Raw genomic sequence first — 22,610 nt, forward strand, 5'->3', positions numbered from 1 at the left:
ATGACCGTGCCCACTGACCCGAACGCCCCCGACATCAAGCCCCGCAGCCGCGACGTCACCGACGGCCTCGAGAAGACCGCCGCGCGCGGCATGCTGCGGGCGGTCGGCATGGGCGACGCCGACTGGGGCAAGTCGCAGATCGGGGTGGCGTCCTCCTGGAACGAGATCACCCCGTGCAACCTCTCGCTCGACCGACTCGCCAAGGCCTGCAAGGACGGCGTGTTCGCGGGCGGCGGCTATCCCCTCGAGTTCGGCACCATCTCGGTCTCGGACGGCATCTCGATGGGGCACGAGGGGATGCACTTCTCGCTGGTCTCCCGCGAGGTCATCGCCGACAGCGTGGAGACGGTGATGCAGGCTGAGCGGCTCGACGGCTCGGTCCTGCTCGCCGGCTGCGACAAGTCGCTGCCCGGGATGCTGATGGCCGCGGCCCGCCTCGACCTGGCCAGCGTGTTCCTCTACGCAGGCTCGATCCTGCCCGGCATCGCGAAGCTGTCCGACGGCAGCGAGCGCGAGGTGACGATCATCGACGCGTTCGAGGCGGTCGGCGCATGCTCGCGAGGCCTGATGAGCCGCGAGGACGTGGACGCGATCGAGCGGGCCATCTGTCCCGGCGAGGGTGCCTGCGGCGGGATGTACACGGCCAACACGATGGCCAGCGCGGCCGAGGCGATGGGCATGTCGCTACCCGGCAGCGCGGCACCCCCCGCCACCGACCGGCGTCGCGACGGCTATGCCCGGCGCAGCGGCGAGGCCGTGGTCGAGCTGCTCCGACGCGGGATCACCACCTCGGACATCATCACGAAGGAATCGCTGGAGAACGCGATCGCGGTGGTGATGGCCTTCGGCGGGTCCACCAACGCGGTGCTGCACCTGCTCGCGATCGCACACGAGGCGAACGTCGACCTGAGCCTGGACGATTTCGCCCGCGTCGGCGCCCGCGTCCCGCACCTGGCCGACGTGAAACCCTTTGGCAAGCACGTGATGACGGACATCGATCGCATCGGCGGCGTGCCGGTGATGATGAAGGCCCTGCTCGACGCGGGTCTGCTGAACGGCGACTGCCTGACCGTCACCGGGCGCACCGTGGCGGAGAACCTCGCCGACATCACCCCGCCGGACCCCGACGGCAAGGTGATTCGGGCGATGAGCTCGCCGATCCACCCGACCGGCGGCATCACGATCCTGAGCGGGTCGCTGGCCCCTGGCGGCGCGGTGGTCAAGTCGGCCGGTTTCGAGTCCGACGTGTTCACCGGCACGGCAAGGGTTTTCGATCGCGAACGGGCCGCACTCGACGCCCTCGAGGACGGCACCATCACCGCGGGCGACGCCGTCGTGATCAGGTACGAGGGCCCCAAGGGTGGGCCCGGCATGCGCGAGATGCTCGCGATCACCGCGGCCATCAAGGGCGCGGGCCTTGGCAAGGACGTACTGCTGCTCACCGACGGCCGCTTCTCCGGCGGCACCACCGGCCTGTGCGTCGGGCACGTGGCACCCGAGGCCGTCGACGGCGGCCCGATCGCGTTCGTGCGCAACGGCGACAAGATCCGGCTCGACGTGGCGTCCGGCAGGCTGGACGTGATGGTCGAGGAGACCGAGCTGACGCGGCGGGCGGAGGGCTGGTCGCCGCTGCCGCCCCGCTACACAAGGGGCGTGCTGGCCAAGTACTCGAAGCTGGTCGGCTCGGCGTCACGCGGAGCCGTGTGTGGCTGAGGACACGGCCGGCGGCCGCCCCATCCCGCCCGAATACGCACTGATCCAGGCCGAGGTGGAGCGGAACCTGCTCGGCGGCGACGTCAAGTACACGCGCGGGCAGGCGACCGCGGCGGCCGGTGTGCCCCTCGAACGCGCGCAACGACTCTGGGTGGCGATGGGCTTCGCGGTGGACTCGAACCCGGACACGCCGATGTTCACCGATGTGGATGTGGACGCGCTGCGCACCATCACCTCGCTCGTCGACATGGGGATCATCGACCAGGAGCTGGAGGTGCCGGTGACCCGCGCGCTTGGCCAGTCCTTCGCGCGGCTGGCGGAGTGGCAGCTCGGGCTGCTCAACAGCCACATCCTCGACCGGGTCAAGCAGGCGGGCGGATCCGATCAGGCCGACGTGCTCGCCGTCGCGGCGCAGGCGACCCTGGTCGCCGAGCAGATGCTGCCTGCGCTGGAGAAGCTGCAGTCGTACGTGTGGCGCAGGCACCTCGCCTCCAACGCCGCGCGGTTCCTCGACAGCGCGGGCGACGGCACCGACAGCCGAACCCTGGTGATCGGATTCGCGGACATGGTCGGCTACACCAGCCTGACCCGGCGCATCGACATCGACGAACTGACCCGCCTGCTCGAGGACTTCGAGTCGACCGCGATGACCGTCATCAATCAGGGCCGCGGCTGGGTGATCAAGAACCTCGGCGACGAGGTGATGTTCGCGGTCGAGGACCCGGCCGACGCCGCGCGGATCGCGCTCGCGCTGCAGGATGCCGCCCTCGCCACCGTGGACCTGCCCGCCCTGCGGGTGGGCCTGGCCATGGGCCCGGTCCTGTTGAGGTTCGGCGATGTGTACGGGTCGGTGGTGAACATCGCTGCGCGCCTGACGAGTTCGGCCCGGCCCGGCGCCGTGCTCGTCGACGCCACGCTCGCCACCGCGTTGGAGGGCGACGACGACCTCCAGCTCAGGTCCCTGCGGTCGCTGCGCGTGCGGGGGTTCAGCCGCCTCAAGGCGTACGCGCTGCGGCGGGCTCGCGACACCTGAACCGGACCGACGCCGAGCGTCAAATCTGTATTCACCGGCCCGTCACCTCAGACCTGCACACTGCGGCCCATGCCAGCAGTACGACCCCCGGTTTCACCCCTCCGCGGCCGGTATATCTGTCTCGAACCCCTTTCTCCCGCAGACCTTCCCGAGCTCTGCACGGCGATCGCGGACCCCCGGGTGTTCGCGGGCGGCTTCGGCGGCGGCAGCGCGGGCTATCGGGCCGACCGGGACGACTTCCTGGCCTGGGCGAGGGAGTACCTGCAGTTCGACCGCTGCAACGTCTACGGCGTCCGGATCCGCGGTGGCGCGCACGACGGCGCCCTCGTCGGCACCACGTCCCTCGGCGACTTCGACGAGGCCACCGAATCCGCGCACATCGGCTGGACCGCCTACGACCCCCGGGTCTGGGGCAGCGCGGTCAATCCCGAGGCGAAGCTCCTGCTGTTCGGGCTCGCCTTCGAGAGCGGCTTCGGCCGAGTCAAGATCCAGGCAGATGCCGCGAACGTCCGCTCGCGCTCGGCCATCGAGCGGCTCGGCGCCGTGCTCGAGGGCGTGCACAGGCGGGACAAGCGGAGGGCGGATGGCGCCTGGCGCGACACCGCCATCTACTCGGTGCTCCACGCGGAATGGCCGGCCGTGCGGTCCGGACTGCACGCGCGGCTCGATGCGCTCGGCGGCGAACCCATCGGATACCGGACCGTCGACGAGGCGCTCACCGCCTGACCGACTCGGACCGTAGCCAACCGCCGCGGTCACTGCCCGCGCAGTCGCTCCCCCTCTGCCTCTAGGAGATCCTCGTAGGCCGCCGCCAGCTCGCGCAGCGCGCCTGCGCAGTCCCCGGTGAATGCGGGTCCGTGCATGAGCCCGAGTGTCCGGGGCGCGAGGTCGGCCAGCCCCCGGATGGTCGGGCCGAGGGCGGGGGTCAGCGCCGTCGCGTGGCCCATCTCCTCCCCCGCCAGCGCGGGGCCGACGATCTCGCTGTCGGTGACGGCGGGGTGCGGACCGAACGCCGTGAACAGGTCTCCGCACAGCAGGGTCGACGTCGTCTCCTCGTACACCAGGCAGGCGTCCCACCCGTGCGGCACGTGCGGGGTGTCGATGTGACGCACGCGCCGAGCGCCCACCTCGATCACCTCGCCGTCCTGCAACGGTCGGGGCCGCCGGTCCGCCAGGTCGTCGACCTGGACGAAACAGCTCAGTCCGCCATGGGCCACCTCCGCGTGGGGCGCCGCCGCGAGCCACGAGTTCATCGACCCGCACTCGTCGGCCTCGACGTGGCCGAACGCGATCCACCGCAACCGGTCGAGTGGGAGCACCCGGCCGACCGCCGCGGAGGTGAACGGGAACAGCGCGCGCTGGCCCATGTGGAACAGCAGGGGTTCGTCGCCGTCGATCAGGTACTGGTTCATGACCAGGTTGGCATCGCTGACGTAGGTCGAGAATCGGTAGACATCCGGTGCGATCTCGGTCGTCTCAGTGTCCATGTCCGGCTCCGCTCGCCTCACGGCCCCCTGGATCAGCGTGCGCGTCCGCGAGGGCGAGCACAAGGCCCGCCGCGGCTACCGGAACGCCGACTCGCCCGTCAGGGCCTGACCGATCACCAGTTGGTGCATCTCGGAGGTGCCCTCGTAGGTGAGCACCGACTCCAGGTTGTTCGCGTGCCGCAGCACCGGGTACTCGAGGGTGATGCCGTTGGCGCCGAGGATGGTCCGGCATTCGCGGGCGATCGCGATGGCCTCGCGGACGCTGTTGAGCTTGCCGAGGCTCACCTGCTCCGCCCGCAACCCATCGCGGTCCTTGAGCCGCCCCAGGTGCAGCGCCAGCAGCTGTCCCTTCCCGAGCTCGAGCGCCATGTCGGCGAGCTTCGCCTGGGTCAGCTGGAAGGCGGCCAGGGGCTTGTCGAAGACCTCGCGGCCGGCTGCGTAGTCGATCGCGGTCTCCAGGCAGTCGCGAGCGGCGCCGAGCGCACCGAAGACGATGCCGAACCGTGCCTCGCCGAGGCAGCTCAACGGTCCCGACAACCCACGCGCCTCGGGCAGCATCGCCGATTCGGGCAGCCGCACGTCCTCGAGTACGAGCTCCGCGGTGACCGAGGCCCGCAGCGACAGCTTGTGTTTGATCTCGGGCGCGGAAAAGCCGGGACTGTCGGCGGGGACCAGGAACCCGCGGATGCCGTCGTCGGTGCGTGCCCACACCACGGCGACGTCGGCGACCGATCCGTTCGTGATCCACATCTTGGTGCCGCTGAGCACCCAGTCGCCGCGGTCCCGCCGGGCGGAAGTACGCATTCCGGCAGGGTTGGAGCCGAAGTCGGGTTCGGTCAGCCCGAAACAGCCGAGGGCCTCGCCCGCGGCCATCTGGGGCAACCACTGCTGCTTCTGCTCCTCCGAGCCGTAGCGGTGGATGGCGAACATCGCCAGCGACCCCTGCACGGACACCAGGCTCCGGATCCCCGAGTCGACCGCCTCGAGCTCCAGGCAGGCCAGCCCATAGGAAGTCGCACTCATCCCGGCACAGCCGTAGCCCTCGAGGTGCATGCCGAGCAGCCCCATCCCGCCGAGCTCGGCCGCGAGCTCACGCGCGGGCAACGTGCCCGCCTCGAACCATCCCGCGATGTGCGGCCGGATCCGTTCCGCGGCGAACCGGCGGGTGGTGTCCCGGATCGCCAGCTCCTCCTCGTCGAGCAGCGTATCGAGCGAGAACAGCTGGGAGACGCTCTTGGGCACGGGCATCGAGTTACCTCCGCTGCGATCAGGCGCCCGTCGGCGCTGGTTCGATCAGGCGCCGTCGGCGCCGAGCGCAGCCAGCGTGCTCTGCGCCTCGGCGAGCTGCCTGCTCAGTTCCTCGACCCGCTTGGCGGCGGCATCACGGGCCGCGCTGAGCACGGACGCGACCGCCTGTTCGGCGGCGGGATCACCGAGCTCACGCACCGCGCGCTCCACGGCATCGGCCGACACGGGGGCCGCGCGGCCAGGGCGACGCTCACCGTGGGTCACGGTCACCGTCCACTCGTTGCCTGCCTCGGCGTGCAGGGTGACGCTCACGCTCGCCGGATCCTTCGGCCTGCGTGCACGTTTCGCCTGCGCGGCGGCCGGTCCGTCCGCGGGAGCCGACTCCGGCTTCGGCACCAGCGTCATCGATGCGGGGGTCTTCGGTGCGGTCACGGGTGCCTTCGGTCGGGTCGGTGTGGTTGCGGGTGCCACGGGCTCGGCCGGGGTCGTCTCGACGACGGCCTTCGCCGGGACTGCGGCCTTCGCGGGTGCAGCCTTCGCCGGCGCGGCCTTGGCGGGAGCGGCGTTCGCCGGCGCGGCCTTGGCGGGAGCGGCGTTCGCCGGCGCGGCCTTGGCGGGAGCAGCCTTGGCCGGTACAGCCTTGGCGCCCTTCGCCTTTGCCTGCACGGGCGGGATCCGGGTGAACCGGAGCTCGTCGGCCTCGAACGGCAACTCGTCGTTGACGCCCTTCGGCCGCAGTATCAGCGTCGTGCCCTGCACGGAGAGCACCCGCGCGGAACAGCCCGCGGCCAGGTTCAGGCTCGGGGTGGGTTCGATCAGATAGACGGTGGCGCGCTTGCCCGCGGCGAGTGCCTCGGTCAGCTCGATCAGGTTCTGTGCGGTGAGGCCGTCGCCGCTTCGCTTACGTGGTGGCATTCCGGGTTAGATCGGGCGATAGCCTGCGCCAACGCCACCCTGGGCGTTGATGTCGGCCATGATCACATCGATATTTGTGCCGAGTTCCGGTCCGATGCATGCGAATCCCACGTAGGCGTTGACCATGCCGACCAGGGTAGTGCCCCGCACAACCGGGCTTCCGGAGTCACCCTCGATAACGCACATCTGGGTCCATGTCTCGTGGGTCTGGACCAGGTCGCCCCAGGTGACACCGCAGGTGTTGCCGGTGCGAAGGCCTTCCTTGCACACGATGTCCGGGAAGTTGGCCGGTGCGCCGATGCCGGTGATGGTGACGCCACCGACCCGGTTGACCGGGGTCACCGCGGCCGGGTTGAACTCGATCACCGCGTAGTCCCACTGGGTGCTCTTGCTGACCATGTGACCGACGATGCCGGCTTCCTCGTTGTGCGAGGACACGATTGCCATGCCCGGCTCACCGCAGTGGCCTGCCGTGATACCGACCAGTCGACCCGCCCCGTCGTGCCCGATGGTGGTCAACGTGCACAACGCCTCACCGCCGACGATGATCCCGGATCCACCTCCAAGCACCGCTGGACCGGCGGCCGCCGCGGGACCGACACCGACGAGGGCAACCATGGCCGCCGCCATGGCAAATAGCACTGCGAGTCTTTTCAACATCGTCTGTCCCCTCCGGACGTCTGTCGTCGTCATGTCTCGGCCCCATCTCACCATTGAAGATCGACTGGTTTGTCGGCTGGGCCTCACGATCGAACCGTGGGGTGCCTTCGATCATAGATCCGCGACAGCGTCGGCACCCAGCCTTTAGAGGGGGGAGGATTCAGCGGGGGAGGGTTGTCCCGCCGATACTCGGGCCGCCAGGAAGTCGTCGACGATCCGCGCGCAGGCCTCCGGACCGAGCGGCCGCAGCGTCGCGAGTTTGGTGAACACCAACGGCCCGAGGAGCTGCGCCAGGGCCAATTCGTAATCGGTGTCCCCGAGCAGTGCCCTCGCCTCCGCACTCGCGAAGATCCGGTCGAACGGGGTCCGGTACTGCTCGGCGATCTGGCTGCGCAACGACCGCAGCTCCGGGCGATCGATGCCGCCCGCGCCCTCCCTGGCGGCACGTTCGTCGAGGCCGGGCCCCATCCCCAGCCAGCACAGCGCGGTCAGCTGCATCGGCGCGGCCTCGATCAGCCTCGCCTGGTCGGTGAGCAGTGCGATGAGCTGCCCCCGGAGGTCACCGTCCTCCGGCACCGTCGCGGCCGGTGGGATCAGCCGCCCGAACGCGGCCGCGACCAGTTCGGTCCCGCTGTCGAAATGCCGGTACAGCGTCGCGCGGGCCACCCTCGCCGCCCTGGTCACCGCGTCGATGGTGACGGCCTCGGTGCCACCCTTGGCCAACAACGCGGTTGCCGCGTCGAGCAGTCGCGCCCGCGAGCGGACCTTGCGCGGGTCCTCGCGGGAATCGGTTTCGGCCGCCTCGGCGGGCTCGTCGACCATGTCACCTCCATTGACTGCGGGTATGCGGGGTTGTGGAACCGTCGGTCTTCAAACGATACTGACAGTCTTGTTTTCTCCCCCGGAGGTGCTGATGAACCGTCCGACCGAGTCCGCCGAAGCCAGGATGTCCTTACGAGAAGTATGGACGCTGACGGTGGTGTGCTCGGCGGTGGCGATGGTCATCGCCGCGGCCGCCGGACTGAACTCGGCGCTGCCCGCCCTCGCGCTGGACACCGGCGCCACCCAGAGCGAACTGACCTGGATCGTCGACGGCTACACCCTGACGCTGGCCGCGCTGCTGCTGCCCGCCGGGGCGCTCGGCGACAGGTACGGCCGTCGCGGGGTGCTGCTGGTCGGGCTGCTGATCTTCGCGGCGGCCTCCGCGCTGCCGATCTGGCTCGACTCCCCGCAATGGCTGATCGGCTCGCGGGCGATCGCAGGCATCGGCGCAGCACTGGTGATGCCCGCGACCCTGTCGCTGCTGACCGCGAGCTTCCCGCCCGAGCAGCGTTCCCGCGGCGTCGCGATCTGGGCGGGCGTCGCGGCGTCGGGGGGGATCGCCGGACTGTTGGTGTCCGGCCTGCTGCTCGAGAAATGGCAGTGGCAGTCGATCTTCGTCGGCTTCGCCGCGGCCGCGGTCGCCCTGTTCGCGATCGCCTGGACGGTGCCGTCGTCGCGGGAAGAGGACTCGCCGCAGTTCGACCTCCTCGGCGCGGTGCTCGCCGTCGCGGCCGTCGGACTGGTCGTGCTCGGCCTGCTCGAGGGTCCGGCCCGCGGCTGGCTCGACCCCCTGGTGCTGCTCGCCGTGGTCGGCGGAATGCTCGCGGCGGTCGCGTTCGCGGTCGTCGAGATGCGGCGCGCGCATCCGCTGCTCGACGTCCGACTGTTCGGCGTGCGCGGGTTCGGTGCGGGTGCGGCCTCGCTGACGCTGCAGTTCCTGGCCTCCTTCGGATTGTTCTTCCTGGTCATCCAGTACATGCAGCTCGTGCTCGGCTACAGCCCGCTGCAGGCCGGAATCGCCTTGGCCCCCATGGTCGTCCCGATGGTCGCGGTCTCCGCGATCACGCCGTGGCTGATCCCGAGGGTGGGCCAGCGCGTGCTGGCCCTGTGCGGACTGGGGCTGGCAGGGGTTGGCCTGATCCTGCTCGGCGGACTGGATATCGACGGCGGGTACGGCCAGGCGGTGGTGGCGTTGCTGATGTTCAGCACCGGCCTCGGTCTGTGCTCGGCGCCGGCCACCACCTCGATCATGGAGAACACCCCCGACGACAAGCAGGGCGTCGCGTCCGCGGTCAACGACACCGCGCGCGAGGTCGGCGCGGCGATCGGCATCGCGGTGGCGGGCAGCCTGCTCGCCGCCACCTACACCCGCGAGATCGCGCCCGCCGTCGCCGCGGTGCCGGAGGTCGCCAAGGATCCGGTCGGGGCGTCGCTCGCGTCGGCGCTCGAGGTCGCGAAACATGCAGGCCCGCAAGGCGAGCAGCTCGCCGAGTTCGCTCGCGACGCCTTCATGGCGGGGATGTCGCACTCGTCGTATGTGCTGGCCGCGGTGATGCTGGTGTCGGCCGTGCTCGTCGGCATCTGGGCGCCGGGGCGCGAGCGGCCCGCCGGAACCGATGCCGAGGTAGCCGCCCCCAGCCTGGTCGCGGCGACCGAACCCGAGTGATCAAGGGGGCAGTGCTGGAACCACTTTCGGGGCGGGTGGGCGTCAGGCGCCGGTGACGGTGAGGACCAGCAGTGCGAGGTTCAGGGCGACGATGACGGCCGTGGCCGCCCAGGCCGCGACGGTGGTCCCTCGCCGGTTGAGATGCTCGCCCATCAGCCCGCGCTCGGATGTCATCCGCACCAACGGCACGAGCGCGAACGGGATGCAGAAGCTCAGCACCACCTGACTGATCACCAGCGACAGCGTCGGATCGGCGCCCATCGCGAGCACGACCAGCGCCGGGATGAGCACCAGGGTCCGGCGCAGCAGCATCGGGATCCGGAAGTGCAGCAGGCCCGACATGATCTCGGCACCCGCGGCGCAGCCGACCGAGGTGGACGCGAGGCCCGAGGCGAGCAGACCGATCGCGAAGATCACCGCGACCGCGGGGCCGAGGGCGCTGGATATGGCCGCGTGCGCTCCCGCGATCGTGTCGGTGCCCTCGATCCCGCGCAGCGCGGACGCGGCCAGCAACAGCATCGCGATGTTGACCGAGCCTGCGACGATCAGTGCGCCCACGACGTCGATCTTGGTGGCCTTGAGCAACCGGGGCAGCCTGCCCGGCTCGATGTCCCGTCCGTGCCGATCGCGCGCGAGCGCCGAGTGCAGGTAGATCGCGTGCGGCATCACGGTGGCGCCGAGCATGCTCGCCGCCAGCAGCACGGTCTCGGTGCCCTCGAAGCGCGGCACCAGCCCGGCCAGCGCCTCGCCGCCCGACACGTCGGTGAACGCCAGCCCGCTGACGAAGCCGAGCGTGATGATCGCGAGCATGCTGATCACGACGAACTCGAAGGTCCGCTGGCCGCGACTCTGGGTGGCGAGGATCGCCATCGACACGACGCCGGTGATGAGGCCGCCGAGCGGCAGCGGCACCCCGAACAGCAGGTTGAGGGCGATGGCGCCGCCGATCACCTCGGCGAGGTCGGTGGCGACCGCGGCCAGTTCGGCCTGGACCCAGAATGCCTTGCGCTGGGCAGGGCGGAGTCGGTCGCCGAGCAGCTCCGGGAGCGAGCGCCCTGTGACCAAGCCCAGTTTCGCGGAGAGGTACTGCACCAGTACGGCCATCGCGTTGGCCAGCACCAGTACCCACACCAGCAGGTAGCCGTACTTGGCGCCCGCGGTCAGGTTCGAGGCGACATTGCCCGGATCGACGTACGCGATCGCGGCGACGAATGCCGGCCCGGCCAGCGCGATGAGGCGGCCCTTGGCAGAGCCGGTGGCCCTTGGCGCGCTCTCCGGCGTCGTGACGCCGAGCTCCTCCACTGACAACGCCGTCCCCCTGTCTATCCGCGCATCCACCACTCTAGTTCGCTAGACCATATCAGGAAGTTTGGCCAGCCAAACTCTGATCTAACTGGACAGCTGTCCGGTGACAGTTGTCACACCACGGGGGTAGATGTACAGTCGCAGTACCTGTTACCCGGTGTCACATAAATGGAGGACTGCCAATGACAACCGCGATGCCGCTGCAGCGCCCCGCGATCTCCGACCGCGAAGAGACGGCGAAGCGGTTGCTGGCGTCCTCGGCCCGCAAGTCCTACGACCCGATGATCGAGGTCGACTGGGAGGCTCCTGTACCGGACGACAAGTACGGCCTCACCCCCGAGTGGAGCACCCTCTACGGCACCGCGCTGTGGGAGGAGATGACCCTCGAGCAGCAGGTCGAGCTCACCAAGCACGAGTGCGCCAGCGTCGCAGGCGTCGGGTTGTGGTTCGAGATCCTGCTCATGCAGATGCTGCTGCGCGACGTGTACGGCCGCGACAAGCACTCCCGGCACGTCCAGTTCGCCCTCACCGAGGTCGCCGACGAATGCAGGCATTCGGTGATGTTCGGCCGCGCGGGCGAGCGGCTCGGCATGCCGAGCTACGGCCCGCACCCCGTCATCCACAAGCTGGGCCGGATCTGGGGCGGTTTCTTCAAGGGGGCCAACGCGTACGCCAGCGTGATGGCCGCCGAGGAGATCCTGGACATGATGCAGCGCGACTTCATGAAGGACGAGCGCGTGCAGCCGATCACCCGCACGGTCAGCAAGATCCATGTCCTCGAGGAGGCCCGGCACATCCGCTTCGCCCGCGAGGAGGTCGGTCGCCGCCTGCAGGGCGCGAGCCGGGCGCGGCTGGCGGTGGAGCGGGTGAACACCGCGGTCGTCGTCTACTTCGTGATGAAGTCGATGATCAACAAGGACGTCTACGCGAACGCCGGTCTCGATCCGGAGCGCGCCATCGCCGAGGCCAAGGCGAATCCGCACTACAAGGACAAGGTCCGCACGTCGGGCACCAAGCTCATGCAGTTCCTCGACAGTTCCGGCCTCGTCGGCGGCCCGTCCAAGCGCCTCTACAAGAGGGTGAACCTGCTCTGATCGCCGGTCGGGCCGCCCCCGACCGTCATCCGCCCCGCAGCCCAGCTCCCGCACCTAGGAACGACTCTCATGGCATACGTGATCACCCAGGCGTGCTGCAACGACGCCTCCTGCGTTGCGACCTGTCCGGTGAACTGCATTCACCCGACGCCGGACGAGGCGCAGTTCAGGACCACCGAGATGCTGTACATCGAGCCGGACACCTGCATCGACTGCGGGGCCTGCGTGGACGCCTGCCCGGTCGCCGCGATCTTCCCCGCGGACCAGCTGTCCCAGGCGGATGCGCGATACGCGGAGATCAACGCGAACTACTACGAAAAATACCCGCTCCAGGAGGGCTGGAGGCCCCTCAAGGCGACCGAGGCCAAGCGCGTGGACCTGGGCACCCTGCGCGTCGCCATCGTCGGTGCCGGGCCTGCCGCGTCGTATGCCGCCGAGCAACTCCTGGTGCACTCGGACGTCGAGGTCGAGGTGTTCGAGAAGCTGCCGACCCCGTGGGGGCTGATCCGCGCGGGTGTCGCGCCCGACCACCCCGGCACCAAGGTCATCACCGACGCGTTCGAGTGGACGGCGGCCAAGGACGGCTTCCAGTTCCACCTCAACGTCGAGGTGGGCAAGCACCTCAGCCACGACGAGCTGCTGGCCAACCACCATGCGGTGATCTACGCGGTGGGCGCCTCCAGCGACCGCAGACTCGACATCCCGGGCGAGGACCTGCCCGGCAGCCACGCCGCCACCGAGTTCGTGGCCTGGTACAACGGCCACCCGGACTACGCCGATCGCGAGTTCGACCTGTCCGGCGAGCGCGCGGTCATCGTCGGCAACGGCAACGTCGCGATCGACGTGGCCCGCGTGCTCACCATGGACATCGCCGAGCTCGCCACGACCGATATCGCCGATCACGCGCTGGAGGCCCTGCGCCACAGCAATATCCGCGAGGTGGTGCTGCTCGGGCGTCGCGGGCCCGCCCAGGCCGCGTATTCCACCCCCGAGTTCCTCGCCCTCGGTGAGCTCGAGAACGTCGACGTGGTGATCGACCCTGCCGAGCTCGAGCTCGACGAGCTCAGCGCCCGTCTGCTCGAGAGCGGCGAGTACGAACCGTCCGCCGAGTTCAAGGTGCAGCTCGCCCGCGAGTTCGCCGAACGCGCGAGCACCCCCGGCCGCAAGCGGATCGTCTTCCGCTATCTGGCCTCGCCGACGGCGCTGCTCGGCACCGACCGCGTCGAGGCCGTCACCGTCGCGCGCAACGAGCTGGTCGCCGGGACCGACGGTTCGCCGAGCGCCCGGCCGACCGCGGACTCCGAGACGCTGGGGGCATCCCTGGTCCTGCGCTCGATCGGCTACCGCGGGCGGCCACTCGCGGGCGTCCCGTTCGACGAGCGTCGCGGGACGATCCCCAACGACAACGGCCGGGTGCTCGAGTCCGCGGGCGGTGCGCCGGTCGACGGCGTCTACGTCACCGGCTGGATCAAGCGTGGACCGTCGGGGGTGATCGGGACCAACAAGGCCTGCGCCAAGGAGACCGTCCGCGGGCTGCTCGAGGACTTCCAGTCCGGCAGCCTCAGCAGGCCAGTCGGCAGCCGCAAGGACCTGACCAAGCTGGTTACGCAGCGCCAGCCCGCCCGGATCGACTACCGCGGCTGGCAGGCGATCGATGCCGCCGAGCGTGCAGGTGGCGCCGCATCCGGTCGGCCGCGCGTCAAGATCACCGATGTCGACGAGATGCTCGGTGTGGCCAGGGTCCGCCGCCGCCTCCCGCTGATCCGGCGCTGACCCGGAGGGGCGCGCACGCGCCCCTCAGTACCGGGGCTCGCCCGCCGGTACCCGGCCGCCGAGGCCGACCCTCCGCAACAGGTGCGCGGTCACCGGGGTCAACACGATCGCGACCGCCACCGCGATCGACGCGCCGAACACCAGACCCGCCGCCACGTCGTGCGGGTAGTGCACCCCGCTGACGACGCGCAGCATCGCGACCACGACCGCCGACGCGGCCGCGAGCACGCACAGCCATATCCGGCGCGCGGCGTAGCTCGCGAGCACCACCGCGGTCGCCAGCGCGGCGGCGATGCCCGAGTGGTTGCTCGGGAACGACCAGTCCCCCATCGGCGGGCACTCGGCGAGGGCGTGCACCCCGGGGACCGCCGTGCACGGCCGCTCCTCGGTGACGACCGACTTCACCGCGAGCGTCGCGAGCGCCGACGCCGCCGCGCCCGCGCCGCCCGCGAGCCCGACCGCGAGGGTGTTGGCATCGCCGCGACCCCACCACAGCGCCGCCGCGAGCATGGCCGCGAGCGCGAACAGCAGCGCCTCCGCCGCCAGCTCGGTCAGGGTGCCCATCTCGCTCGGCCACGTGCTGGTGACGGCGTCGACCTGTCGGTACAGCGAGGTCGAGGCGCCGAACACCGGGTTGGTGGCGACCTCGGACGGGCCGAACACCGCGAGGATCCCCGCGGCGAGGATCAGGGCGGCAACGGCGAGCGGCCAGTGCCGCGGTGGGGAGGGAAGGCGATCACGCATCCGCGGGAATTTACCCAGAGAAACTGGCAGGAAACTGAGAGTGAACAACTCCGCCGCCCGTGGGTCCTTCTGGCCCCTATCCGGGCCGAAAGGACTCACGGGCGCCGAAGGCGCCTATCCCCAGCGGGACTGACCGCCGTCGAGCGGGATGGTGGCGCCGGTGAGATAGCGGGCGTCCTCGCCTACCAGGAACACCACGGCCCGGCCGATGTCGGCCTCCGGCTCGCCGACGCGGCCGAGCGGGATGCCTGCGACGAACTCGGCGGCCTCCTCCGGGTTCTTGTTCATCCACCACTTCAGCGCGGGCGTGAGCGCATGCGGGGCAACGTTGTTCACCCGGATGCCGTCGCGGCCCCATTCGGACGCGGCGGCGCGGGTCAGCACCCGCATGCCCTCCTTGATGGAGCCGTACACGCCGTAACCGCCCGCGTCCCACCGAACCGCCGCCGAGGTCACCAGGTTGATGATCGAGCCACCGCCGCGCGCGACCATGTGCGGATGACAGGCCTGCATCAGCCGCAGCGTCGCGAGCGGTCCGGAGGCGAACGCCCGCTCGAACTCCCCGTCCTTGACGTCGAGCAGCTTGCCGGGCATGGCGTCGTTGGCGTTGTTGACCAGGATGTCGACGCCGCCGAGTTCGGTGACGGTCCTGTCCACCGCCGCCGCGATGTCGTCGCTGTCGGAGACGTCGCAGCGCACGGGGATCGCGGTGCCGCCGAACTCACGGATCGCCGCGACCGTGGTGTCGAGCTTGGATTCGGTCCGTCCGGCCACCGCGATGGCCACGCCCTCCTTGGCGAGGGCGAACGAGATGCCCTGACCGATCCCCTGACCCGCACCCGTGATCAGCGCGACCTTTCCGTCGAGAGTCCCCATGTGCAGTGCTCCGATCCTTGAGAATGCGTGTGGCTCAGCCGAGCTCGGGATGGGTTGCAATGTAGCGCGCCGGGTACTCGCCGCCACCGTGAACGGCGATGTCGGCGCCGTTCACATAGGAGGACAGCGGACCACCGAGGAACAGGCAGGCGCCTGCGATGTCCGCAGGCACCGCCATCCGGCCGATCGGCAGCGTCCGGGTGACCGCCGCTCCCCCGTCCGCGCCGTACACCGACGCGGCGGCCTCCGTGCGGATCAGCCCGGTGGTGATGTGGTTGACCCGGACCTTCGGCGCCCACTCGAGCGCCAGGGCCCTGGTCAGCACCAGCAGGCCGCCCTTGGCGGCCGAGTACGCGGCGGTGCCGGGCTGCGGGTCGTGCGCGGAGACCGAGCCGATGTTGATGATCGACCCGCCGTCCTCCTGCGCCTGCATCAGCCGGTTCGCGGCCTGCGCAACGTAGAAGGGCGCCAACAGGTTCAGCGCGACGATCTTCTCCACGAACCGGGGCGAGACCTCGGCTGCGCCCGCATCGGGCGAGCCGCCGGCATTGTTGACCAGCACGTCCAGCCGGCCCATCGCCCGATGCGCGTCCTCGACCATCGCCCGGACCGCATCCGGGTCGCGCACATCGACGGACCGGAACTCGGCCCGGCGACCGTCCGCCTCCGGTAGCGCGTCCGGTTCCGTGCGGGCGCACACCAGCACCCGCGCGCCAGCGGCCAGGAAGGTCTCGGCGACCACGCGCCCGATGCCCTTGGTCCCGCCGGTCACCAGGACGGCACGGCCGGCGAAGTCGGCGGGATTGGCGACACCCATCGCGGTCAGCCCGCGAATCGGGCGCGGGCGCCCGCGATCGCCACCGTGTCCGCGCCGACCTCGAACTCGACCGCGTCCCCGTCTCGCCAGCCCCGCACGGGCAGGACCTGCCCGGGGAACACCGGTGCGGAGAACCGCCCCGACAGCTCGACCAGGTCGGCGGGGTGCGCGCCGAGCGCGCGCGCCAGCGGCAGCGTGCTCGCGGCCAGGGTGCACAGCCCCTGCAGGATCGGACGCGGCTGGCCGATGCGCTCGGCGGCGGCCGGGTCGATGTGGATGTGATGGAGATCGCCGGTCAGCCGGTAGAGCGCGGCCTGGTTCTCGAAGGTCGCCAGCTCCGTCGACAGATTCGGCTCGCCCTCCGGTGCCGGGGGCTTGGACGGGCCCCGCTCGCCACCGAAGCCGCCGTACCCGGGCGCGAACAGCGACCAGGTCGCCACGAAGTACTCGCACTCGACGCGCACCTCGAACACCGCCGCGGCGCCCTTGTCCCAGACCTCGCCAACGGAGGCCGTCAGGGTCAGCTCACCGCTGCGCGGCAGCGGCATGAGCACCTTCAAGTCCTGCGACCCGTGCAGCGCGGTCTTGGTGTCGAAGGCGCCGCGGGAGCCCAGCTCGTCGGGGGCCCACTGTGCAAGGGTCAGCGCGAAGGTCGGCAGCACGCGCAGCCGGTCCTCGAACACCAGGTCCAGCTCGCTCGCGGCGGCACCGACCGCGAGCGCGTAGACGATCGCGTCCCGCTCGGTGTAGCTGACGGTCCTGGTGCCCAGGTCCGCGCCGCGCCAGCGGCCCGCGTTCGAGGTGTTGGTCTCGGTGGTGCTCATCAGGCTGCTCCCAGTATCAGTCCGCTGGTCGGCACGGCTGTTCCAGCCGTCACCAGCACGTTGTCCACTCTCGTCGCACCGTACTGATGGATGTGGTGCCGGGCGACCATCGCGACCCACTGGGCGGGAACCACCCTCGCCGCGGTCATGCCCCCACCTCGATGCCCGATGCGAGAAGTGCGCCCAGACGAGCAAGGTCCGAGCTCGCGCCGCCGAGGGTGGCCGCGATCTGTTTGCCCCACAACAGGTGCCGGTGCACCGGGTAATCGGTGTCCACCCCCATGCCGCCGTGTACGTGGGTGGTCCGGTGCACCACGCGCTGACCGCCGTCGGTCGCCCACCACTTCGCGACCAGCACCGAGGTACCGGGTTCCGCGCCCGCGGCGAGCAGCACCGCCGCCTGCCACAGAGTGACCCGCATGGCCTCGAGGTCGATATAGCAGTCCGCTAGCTGGTGGCTCACGGCCTGAAAGGTCGCCAGCGGGCGCCCGAACTGCTTGCGCTCGTTGAGGTAGGCGACGGCCTGGGACACCGCGCCGGAGCCGACACCGAGCTGGATCGCGGCCAGCGCGAGCTCGGTGCGGTCCAGCAGCCAGGAGACCGCGGATCCGTCGGCCGGGCCGAGCAACTCCGCCGTGGCACCCGAGAACTCGATGTTGGCGCAGATCTCGTGGGTGGTGGACTGCGTCCGCACGACGCTCACGCCGTCGCCGGAGAGGTCGACGAGGAACAGGGCGGCGCCCGACCCGGTCGTCGCCGACACGACCGCCCGGTGCGCGAGGTGCGCCACCGGCACGGCGGCCTTCGCGCCGTCCAGACGCCACACACCGTCGGCGGACGACGCGGCGGTGGTCTCGGGGTCACCCGCGACGTAGGGCCCGAACTCCTCGAGACCGACGGTGAGGAAGGTGCTGCCCTCGGCGACGCCCGGCACGAGCGCGCTGCGCTGATCCGCGGTCCCGAACTCGGAAACAGCCAGCGCCGCAATGGCGGTCGGCCAGATCGGCACGGGCGCGACGTGGCGACCCTGCTGTTCGAGCAGGACGTACAGCTCGGCGACGCCCAGTCCCCCACCGCCGAGATCCTCGGGCAGGGCGATGCCGAGCAGTCCGGTGACCGCCAGCTCACGCCAGAGGTCGCGGTCCACGCGGTCCTCGGTGGCCTCCACCTCCTTGACCCGGTCGATGCCCGCCTTGCTCGTGAAAACCTCATCGGCGAGGGCGCGGATCGCCTCTTGCTCTTCGCTGAAGTCGAAGTCCATCAGTGCTCCTCGCTCATCTGACCCTCTTCTCCCGGACCAGGCCCAAACCGATGGTGCCGACCATGTCGCGCAGCACCTCGTTGACTCCGCCGCCGAAGGTGTTCACCACGCCCTGGCGGGAGATCTGTTCGATCTGGCCGGCCAGGATCGCGCCCGGCGACTCCGGCCGGATCCGGCCCGCGGCGCCGAGGATGCCGAGCAGGGTGCGGTACACGTCGACGTGCGTCTCGGTGCCGTACGCCTTGGTCGCCCCGGCGTCGGCGCCGGAGAGGGCGTCCCGAGCGACCGCCGAGGTCATCTTCCAGTTCAGCAGCCGCATCGCCTCGAGCTTGGCGTGGGTGCGCGCGAAATCCTGCTGTACCCAGGGAATCTCGATGGTCCCGTTCGCGCGCGACCACTCCAGCACCTGGTTCCACAGCCCGTAGGTCCGGCCACCGAGGGCCGCCAGACCGATCCGTTCGTGGTTGAGCTGCGCGGTGATCAGCTGCCAGCCGCCGTTGACCTCGCCGACGACTTCCTGGTCCGTGACGCGGATACCGGTGTAGTAGGTGGAGGTGACCATGAGACCGCCCACCGTGTTGATCGGCGACCAGGAGAAGCCCGGGTCGTCGGTCGGGACGATCAGGATGGAGATGCCCCTGTGCTTGGGCGCCTCGGGATCGGTACGGCAGGCCAGCCACACGTAGTCGGCGGTGTTCGCGCCGGAGGTGAAGATCTTGTTGCCGTCGATCACCCAGCCGTCGGCGTCGCGGACCGCACGGGTCGTCAGCGAGGCGAGGTCGGTGCCGGCCTCGGGTTCGGTGTACCCGATCGCGAAGACGATGTCCCCGGCGAGGATACCGGGGAGGAACCTCTCCTTCTGCTCCTGCGTGCCGTACTTCATCAGGGTCGGGCCGACGGTGTTCACCGTGACGAACGGGAAGGGCAGACCGGCCCGCTGGACCTCGTCGAAGAACACGAACTGCTCCTCGATGGAGCGGCCCTGGCCGCCGTACTCGACCGGCCAGCCGATGCCGAGCCAGCCGTCGCGGCCGAGCAGCCTGACGATCTCGCGGAAGTATTCGCCGCCGACGCCCTGCTCACCGGCGGTGCGGCGCTTCTGCTCCGGCAGCAGCGTGGCGAAATACGCGCGCAGCTCGCGGCGCAGCTCGGTCTGCGCGGCCGACTCCCTCAGGTCCATCGATGCTCTCCCTATCTCGCGGCACTCGAGCAGGTCACGTGCGCTCGCGCCAACGGGACGCTACTGAGCGGCGCGGATCCGGTCCGGTTCAGTCTCACTCAGCGGCAGATCCTGCGGGCGGACTTCGTCGCCTGGGATGAACACCGCGACCAGCAGCGCGACAAGCGCCGCGGCCGATCCGATCCCGAACACCAGCGCGTACGCGCCCGCCGTCGGGAACTGCACGCCCGCGACCTGCATAATCGACGCCGTGGTGACCGCCGCGACGACCGCGCTGCATGCGGAGGTACCGATGGAACGCGCCAGCGAGTTGAGGCTGTTCGCGGCCGCGGTCTCGGATACAGGAACGGCGCGCATGATCATCGCCGGGACCGCCCCGTAGGCGAAGGCGGCGCCGATCGCGGTCACCGCGATGCACGCGACGATCACGCCCAGCTGGTGCGGCACCAGCGCGCGCGTGAGATTGGCGACCAGCAGGATGACGGCGCCGAGCATGAACGTCGTCCGCGGCCCCCTGCGCCGTGAGATGTGCGCGGACACCGGCGAGAAGGCGATCATCATCAGGCCGCCGGGCAGCAGCGCGATCCCGCTGAGCGTCAGCGACATCCCGTATCCGTACCCCGTCGCGGCAGGCGCCTGGAAGATCTGCGCGCTCACCATGAACGAGGTGAACATGGCGAAGCCGATCAGGATCGAGGCGATGTTCGTCAGCAGCACCTGCCGTCGGGCGGAGACACGCAGGTCCACCAGCGGGCGCTTGACGCCGGTCGAGGCCAGCCGCAGCTCGTAGACGCCCCAGAGCAGGAACAATGCGGTCGACCCCGCGAACAGCCCGAGGACCACCGCGCTGGACCAGCCCCAGTTGTTGCCCTGCGTCACCGCGAGCAGCAGGCAGACCAGCGCCGCGGACAGCCCCACAGCCCCCACCAGGTCGAACCTCCCGCCGGTCCGCACCGGCGACTCGGGTACCAGCGCCCAGACGGTGACGATCTCGATGATCCCGAGCACGGCCGCGCCACCGAAGAGCCAATGCCAGCTCAGGTGCTCCGCGACCACGCCGGTCAGCGGCAGCCCGATGGCGCCGCCCGCGCCGAGGGTCGAGCTCATCAACGCGATGCCCGAGCCGACCCGATCCTCGGGCAGCTCGTCGCGCATGATGCTGATGCCAAGCGGGATGACGCCCATCGCGGTGCCCTGCAGCGCCCGGGCGACGAGCACCACCGCGAACTCGTCGGAGACCGCACCGAGGGCACTGCCCAGCACCATCACTGCCAGCGCGATCAGCAGCATCCGGCGCTTGCCGAACATGTCGCCGAGCCTGCCCAGCACGGGAGCGCAGACCGCGCCCGCGATCAGGGTCGCGGTCACCAGCCAGGCCGCGTTCGAGGCGGAGGTGTTCAGCAGCCGCGGGAACTCGGGCAGCAGCGGCATCACGATCGTCTGCATCAGCGAGACCGCGATGCCGCAGGAGGCCAGGGCGATGACCACGAGTCGGGCGGAAGTCGGCCTCCCGACAATCGGTTGTGCGGCCAACATTCCTCCAGACAGAGTTCTCGACCCCGATCATGCGCCCGCGCAGCCGGATCCCGGAGCACTTTTCCCGCTCAGCGGGCGCGGGCGCGGCCCGCACCCGCAGCAGGCGTCGCATACTCGGGGCATGAGCACTCAAAACCACGCCGACCGGCTCGATCTCGCCGATCTGGCCGGACGATACGCGTCGGCGGTGGACGGCCGTGACACCGCCGCCCTGGCCGCGCTGTTCACCACGGACGCCGAGTTCGTGCAGCCCGCCGCGCTCGTCCGGCGCGGTCAGAGCCCCACCGTCGCGGGTCCCGAGCAGATCGCCGCGACGGTGCTCGGGGCAGTCGGGCACCTGCACTCGACGCATCACGCGGTCGGGCAGCAGATGCTCTCCGTGGACGGCGACGCCGCGGACGGCCTGGTCTATTGCCAGGCGCACCACATCTACCGGGTCGAGGACGGATTCCGCGACAACAGCCTCGCCATCCGCTACCGGGACAGCTACCGGCGCGTGGACGGTCGATGGCTGGTCGCGCGCCGCGAGCTGACGGTCGACTTCGCGGAGGACCGACCGGTGACGGTGCCCGGCGCCTGACCGCCCTTCCCGGGACCGATCAGGGGACGCCGAGGAGGCGCAGTCCGGCCGCCGTGGCCGCGGCGGCGAGCACGGCCACGAGGAAGGGCGCCTTGCGCCAGGCGAGCACCCCGCCGACCAGCACGCCCAGCGGTCGTGCGATGCCGGCCGCGCCCTGGTCCTGGGTCAGCGCCGTGGTGGCGGCGACCGCGACCAGCAACACCACTGCCGCCGTGCCCATCAGCTTCTCCACCCGATCCGGCACGACCACCCGGGTCCGCAGCGCGGGGCCCGCGAATCGGAAGGCGAACGTTCCCGCCGCCAACACGAGTATCGAAATCATCAGTACCGCAGACACGTTCACCGAACCGCCACCTTTCGCACGCCGCCGGCGCAGAGCCCCACGAGCGCAAGCAACACCGGGATGCCCGCGGGCAGGAAGGGTGTCGCGGCGAGCGCCACGCCCGCGCCGACCAGTGCCGCCCGGGCGGTGGCCAGATCCCGCAGCGCCGGAATCACCAGCGCCAGTAACACCGTGGGGAACATCGCGTCGAGCCCGAGAACGTCCGTGTCGCCGATGACGCTGCCCGCGGTCGCGCCGATCAGCGCCCCGGCGGGCCAGCAGACCAGGATCCCGATTCCGCACAGCCAGTAGGCGGCGCGCCTGCGGACCGCGTCGTCCTGACCGAGCGCGAAGACCGCGCTCTCGTCGTTGAGGACGTGGCTGCCCAGCATCCGTCGCCAGCCGCCGCCGGTCACGTCGCCGACCGCCAGGCCGAACGGCAGGTGCCGCGCGTTGACGAGCAGGCCCGCGGCGAGCGCAGCGAGCGGGCTGCCGCCTGCCGCGACGATGCCGACGAACAGGAACTCCGAGGCGCCCGCAAGGACGAGCCCCGCCATCAGCACGGGCAGCCACGGCGCGAACCCGAGACCGACCGCGATGGCGCCGTAGGACACGCCGACGATCCCGTCGGCGAGGCACACCAGGGCGATGTCTGCCCGGAGCCCGCGATCAAGTGTTCGCCATGTCGAACGCATGACTTTTATAATGAACAGGTGGCAGGTGTTCGTCAAGTCGAACAATACGACCGATACAG

General features: G+C 70.4%; 23 protein-coding genes. 7 read left to right on the top strand and 16 right to left on the bottom strand.

The window, feature by feature from the left end; genetic code table 11:
- The 3 genes from ilvD (at nt 1) to C8K38_RS21505 (ending at nt 3,472) form a co-directional block, all read left to right on the top strand.
- Nucleotides 1-1,713, top strand: a complete 1,713-nt coding sequence (gene ilvD, locus C8K38_RS21495) for a dihydroxy-acid dehydratase (protein WP_179800672.1) — start codon at nt 1-3, stop codon at nt 1,711-1,713.
- On the top strand, nt 1,706-2,746 hold the full coding sequence (locus C8K38_RS21500) for an adenylate/guanylate cyclase domain-containing protein (RefSeq protein ID WP_257017703.1): 1,041 nt from the start codon (nt 1,706-1,708) through the stop codon (nt 2,744-2,746). Before ilvD ends, C8K38_RS21500 begins: the two co-directional genes overlap by 8 nt.
- 69 nt (nt 2,747-2,815) lie before the next feature.
- A complete protein-coding gene (locus tag C8K38_RS21505) occupies nt 2,816-3,472 on the top strand; it encodes a GNAT family N-acetyltransferase (protein WP_097213439.1) in 657 nt (218 codons plus the stop codon).
- 29 nt (nt 3,473-3,501) lie between these two features.
- Here C8K38_RS21505 and C8K38_RS21510 read toward each other — a convergent pair whose 3' ends face one another.
- The 5 genes from C8K38_RS21510 to C8K38_RS21530 all read right to left on the bottom strand — a co-directional run bounded on the left by C8K38_RS21510 (nt 3,502) and on the right by C8K38_RS21530 (nt 7,878).
- Nucleotides 3,502-4,233, bottom strand: a complete 732-nt coding sequence (locus tag C8K38_RS21510) for an MBL fold metallo-hydrolase (RefSeq protein ID WP_097213440.1) — start codon at nt 4,231-4,233, stop codon at nt 3,502-3,504.
- A 75-nt stretch (nt 4,234-4,308) separates the two neighbouring features.
- On the bottom strand, nt 4,309-5,481 hold the full coding sequence (locus C8K38_RS21515) for an acyl-CoA dehydrogenase family protein (RefSeq protein ID WP_097213441.1): 1,173 nt from the start codon (nt 5,479-5,481) through the stop codon (nt 4,309-4,311).
- A 45-nt stretch (nt 5,482-5,526) separates the two neighbouring features.
- Nucleotides 5,527-6,396: a translation initiation factor gene (locus C8K38_RS21520; protein ID WP_097213442.1), complete on the bottom strand. Its 870-nt coding sequence runs from the start codon at nt 6,394-6,396 to the stop codon at nt 5,527-5,529.
- A gap of 6 nt (nt 6,397-6,402) precedes the next feature.
- A complete protein-coding gene (locus C8K38_RS21525; RefSeq protein WP_097213443.1) occupies nt 6,403-7,056 on the bottom strand; it encodes a peptidase S1 family protein in 654 nt (217 codons plus the stop codon).
- Between the two features lie 144 nt (nt 7,057-7,200).
- Nucleotides 7,201-7,878 (bottom strand): TetR/AcrR family transcriptional regulator, encoded by a 678-nt coding sequence (locus C8K38_RS21530; RefSeq protein ID WP_097213444.1) that lies wholly within the window; start codon nt 7,876-7,878, stop codon nt 7,201-7,203.
- Between the two features lie 91 nt (nt 7,879-7,969).
- On the opposite strand from C8K38_RS21530, the gene C8K38_RS21535 reads away from it, so the two are divergent.
- Nucleotides 7,970-9,544 (top strand): MFS transporter, encoded by a 1,575-nt coding sequence (locus C8K38_RS21535; RefSeq protein ID WP_097213532.1) that lies wholly within the window; start codon nt 7,970-7,972, stop codon nt 9,542-9,544.
- Nucleotides 9,545-9,586: 42 nt separating this feature from the next.
- Here C8K38_RS21535 and C8K38_RS21540 read toward each other — a convergent pair whose 3' ends face one another.
- Nucleotides 9,587-10,852: an Nramp family divalent metal transporter gene (locus tag C8K38_RS21540; protein ID WP_373560287.1), complete on the bottom strand. Its 1,266-nt coding sequence runs from the start codon at nt 10,850-10,852 to the stop codon at nt 9,587-9,589.
- 179 nt (nt 10,853-11,031) lie between these two features.
- Here C8K38_RS21540 and C8K38_RS21545 point away from each other — a divergent pair, with 179 nt between their 5' ends.
- Nucleotides 11,032-11,943 carry an AurF N-oxygenase family protein gene (locus C8K38_RS21545; protein ID WP_097213446.1) on the top strand — a complete coding sequence of 304 codons (912 nt, stop codon included), beginning with the start codon at nt 11,032-11,034 and terminating at the stop codon, nt 11,941-11,943.
- 69 nt (nt 11,944-12,012) lie between these two features.
- On the top strand, nt 12,013-13,716 hold the full coding sequence (locus C8K38_RS21550; protein WP_097213447.1) for an FAD-dependent oxidoreductase: 1,704 nt from the start codon (nt 12,013-12,015) through the stop codon (nt 13,714-13,716).
- Nucleotides 13,717-13,740: 24 nt separating this feature from the next.
- Here the strand turns inward: C8K38_RS21550 and C8K38_RS21555 are convergent, their stop codons facing one another.
- The 8 genes from C8K38_RS21555 to C8K38_RS21585 all read right to left on the bottom strand — a co-directional run bounded on the left by C8K38_RS21555 (nt 13,741) and on the right by C8K38_RS21585 (nt 20,906).
- Nucleotides 13,741-14,460, bottom strand: coding sequence for a phosphatase PAP2 family protein (locus C8K38_RS21555; protein ID WP_097213448.1), 720 nt, complete (start codon nt 14,458-14,460; stop codon nt 13,741-13,743).
- Nucleotides 14,461-14,574: 114 nt separating this feature from the next.
- A complete protein-coding gene (locus C8K38_RS21560; RefSeq protein ID WP_097213449.1) occupies nt 14,575-15,336 on the bottom strand; it encodes an SDR family NAD(P)-dependent oxidoreductase in 762 nt (253 codons plus the stop codon).
- A gap of 34 nt (nt 15,337-15,370) precedes the next feature.
- Entirely contained in the window at nt 15,371-16,153 is a 783-nt protein-coding gene (locus C8K38_RS21565) for an SDR family oxidoreductase (RefSeq protein WP_097213450.1), read from the bottom strand.
- Between the two features lie 5 nt (nt 16,154-16,158).
- Nucleotides 16,159-16,977, bottom strand: coding sequence for a MaoC/PaaZ C-terminal domain-containing protein (locus C8K38_RS21570; RefSeq protein WP_097213451.1), 819 nt, complete (start codon nt 16,975-16,977; stop codon nt 16,159-16,161).
- Nucleotides 16,977-17,126 (bottom strand): hypothetical protein, encoded by a 150-nt coding sequence (locus C8K38_RS27295; RefSeq protein WP_179800670.1) that lies wholly within the window; start codon nt 17,124-17,126, stop codon nt 16,977-16,979. Before C8K38_RS27295 ends, C8K38_RS21570 begins: the two co-directional genes overlap by 1 nt.
- Nucleotides 17,123-18,238: an acyl-CoA dehydrogenase family protein gene (locus tag C8K38_RS21575; protein ID WP_097213452.1), complete on the bottom strand. Its 1,116-nt coding sequence runs from the start codon at nt 18,236-18,238 to the stop codon at nt 17,123-17,125. The genes C8K38_RS27295 and C8K38_RS21575 overlap by 4 nt, the downstream gene beginning before the upstream one ends.
- Before the next feature lie 13 nt (nt 18,239-18,251).
- The gene (locus C8K38_RS21580; protein ID WP_097213453.1) at nt 18,252-19,418 is read right to left on the bottom strand and encodes an acyl-CoA dehydrogenase family protein; all 1,167 of its coding nucleotides are present in this window, start codon (nt 19,416-19,418) and stop codon (nt 18,252-18,254) included.
- Between the two features lie 60 nt (nt 19,419-19,478).
- The gene (locus C8K38_RS21585; protein WP_257017704.1) at nt 19,479-20,906 is read right to left on the bottom strand and encodes an MFS transporter; all 1,428 of its coding nucleotides are present in this window, start codon (nt 20,904-20,906) and stop codon (nt 19,479-19,481) included.
- Nucleotides 20,907-21,075: 169 nt separating this feature from the next.
- Between C8K38_RS21585 and C8K38_RS21590 the strand changes: the two genes are divergently transcribed.
- Nucleotides 21,076-21,534, top strand: coding sequence for a nuclear transport factor 2 family protein (locus C8K38_RS21590; RefSeq protein ID WP_097213455.1), 459 nt, complete (start codon nt 21,076-21,078; stop codon nt 21,532-21,534).
- A 19-nt stretch (nt 21,535-21,553) separates the two neighbouring features.
- On the opposite strand, the gene C8K38_RS21595 is transcribed toward C8K38_RS21590, so the two are convergent.
- Both C8K38_RS21595 and C8K38_RS21600 read right to left on the bottom strand, forming a co-directional pair.
- Nucleotides 21,554-21,877: an AzlD domain-containing protein gene (locus tag C8K38_RS21595; RefSeq protein WP_179800673.1), complete on the bottom strand. Its 324-nt coding sequence runs from the start codon at nt 21,875-21,877 to the stop codon at nt 21,554-21,556.
- The gene (locus C8K38_RS21600; RefSeq protein ID WP_097213456.1) at nt 21,874-22,551 is read right to left on the bottom strand and encodes an AzlC family ABC transporter permease; all 678 of its coding nucleotides are present in this window, start codon (nt 22,549-22,551) and stop codon (nt 21,874-21,876) included. Before C8K38_RS21600 ends, C8K38_RS21595 begins: the two co-directional genes overlap by 4 nt.
- Between the last annotated feature and the right edge of the window lie 59 nt (nt 22,552-22,610).

The sequence above is a fragment of the Rhodococcus sp. OK611 genome (genome assembly GCF_003050885.1).
Lineage (GTDB): Bacteria > Actinomycetota > Actinomycetes > Mycobacteriales > Mycobacteriaceae > Rhodococcus_G > Rhodococcus_G oryzae.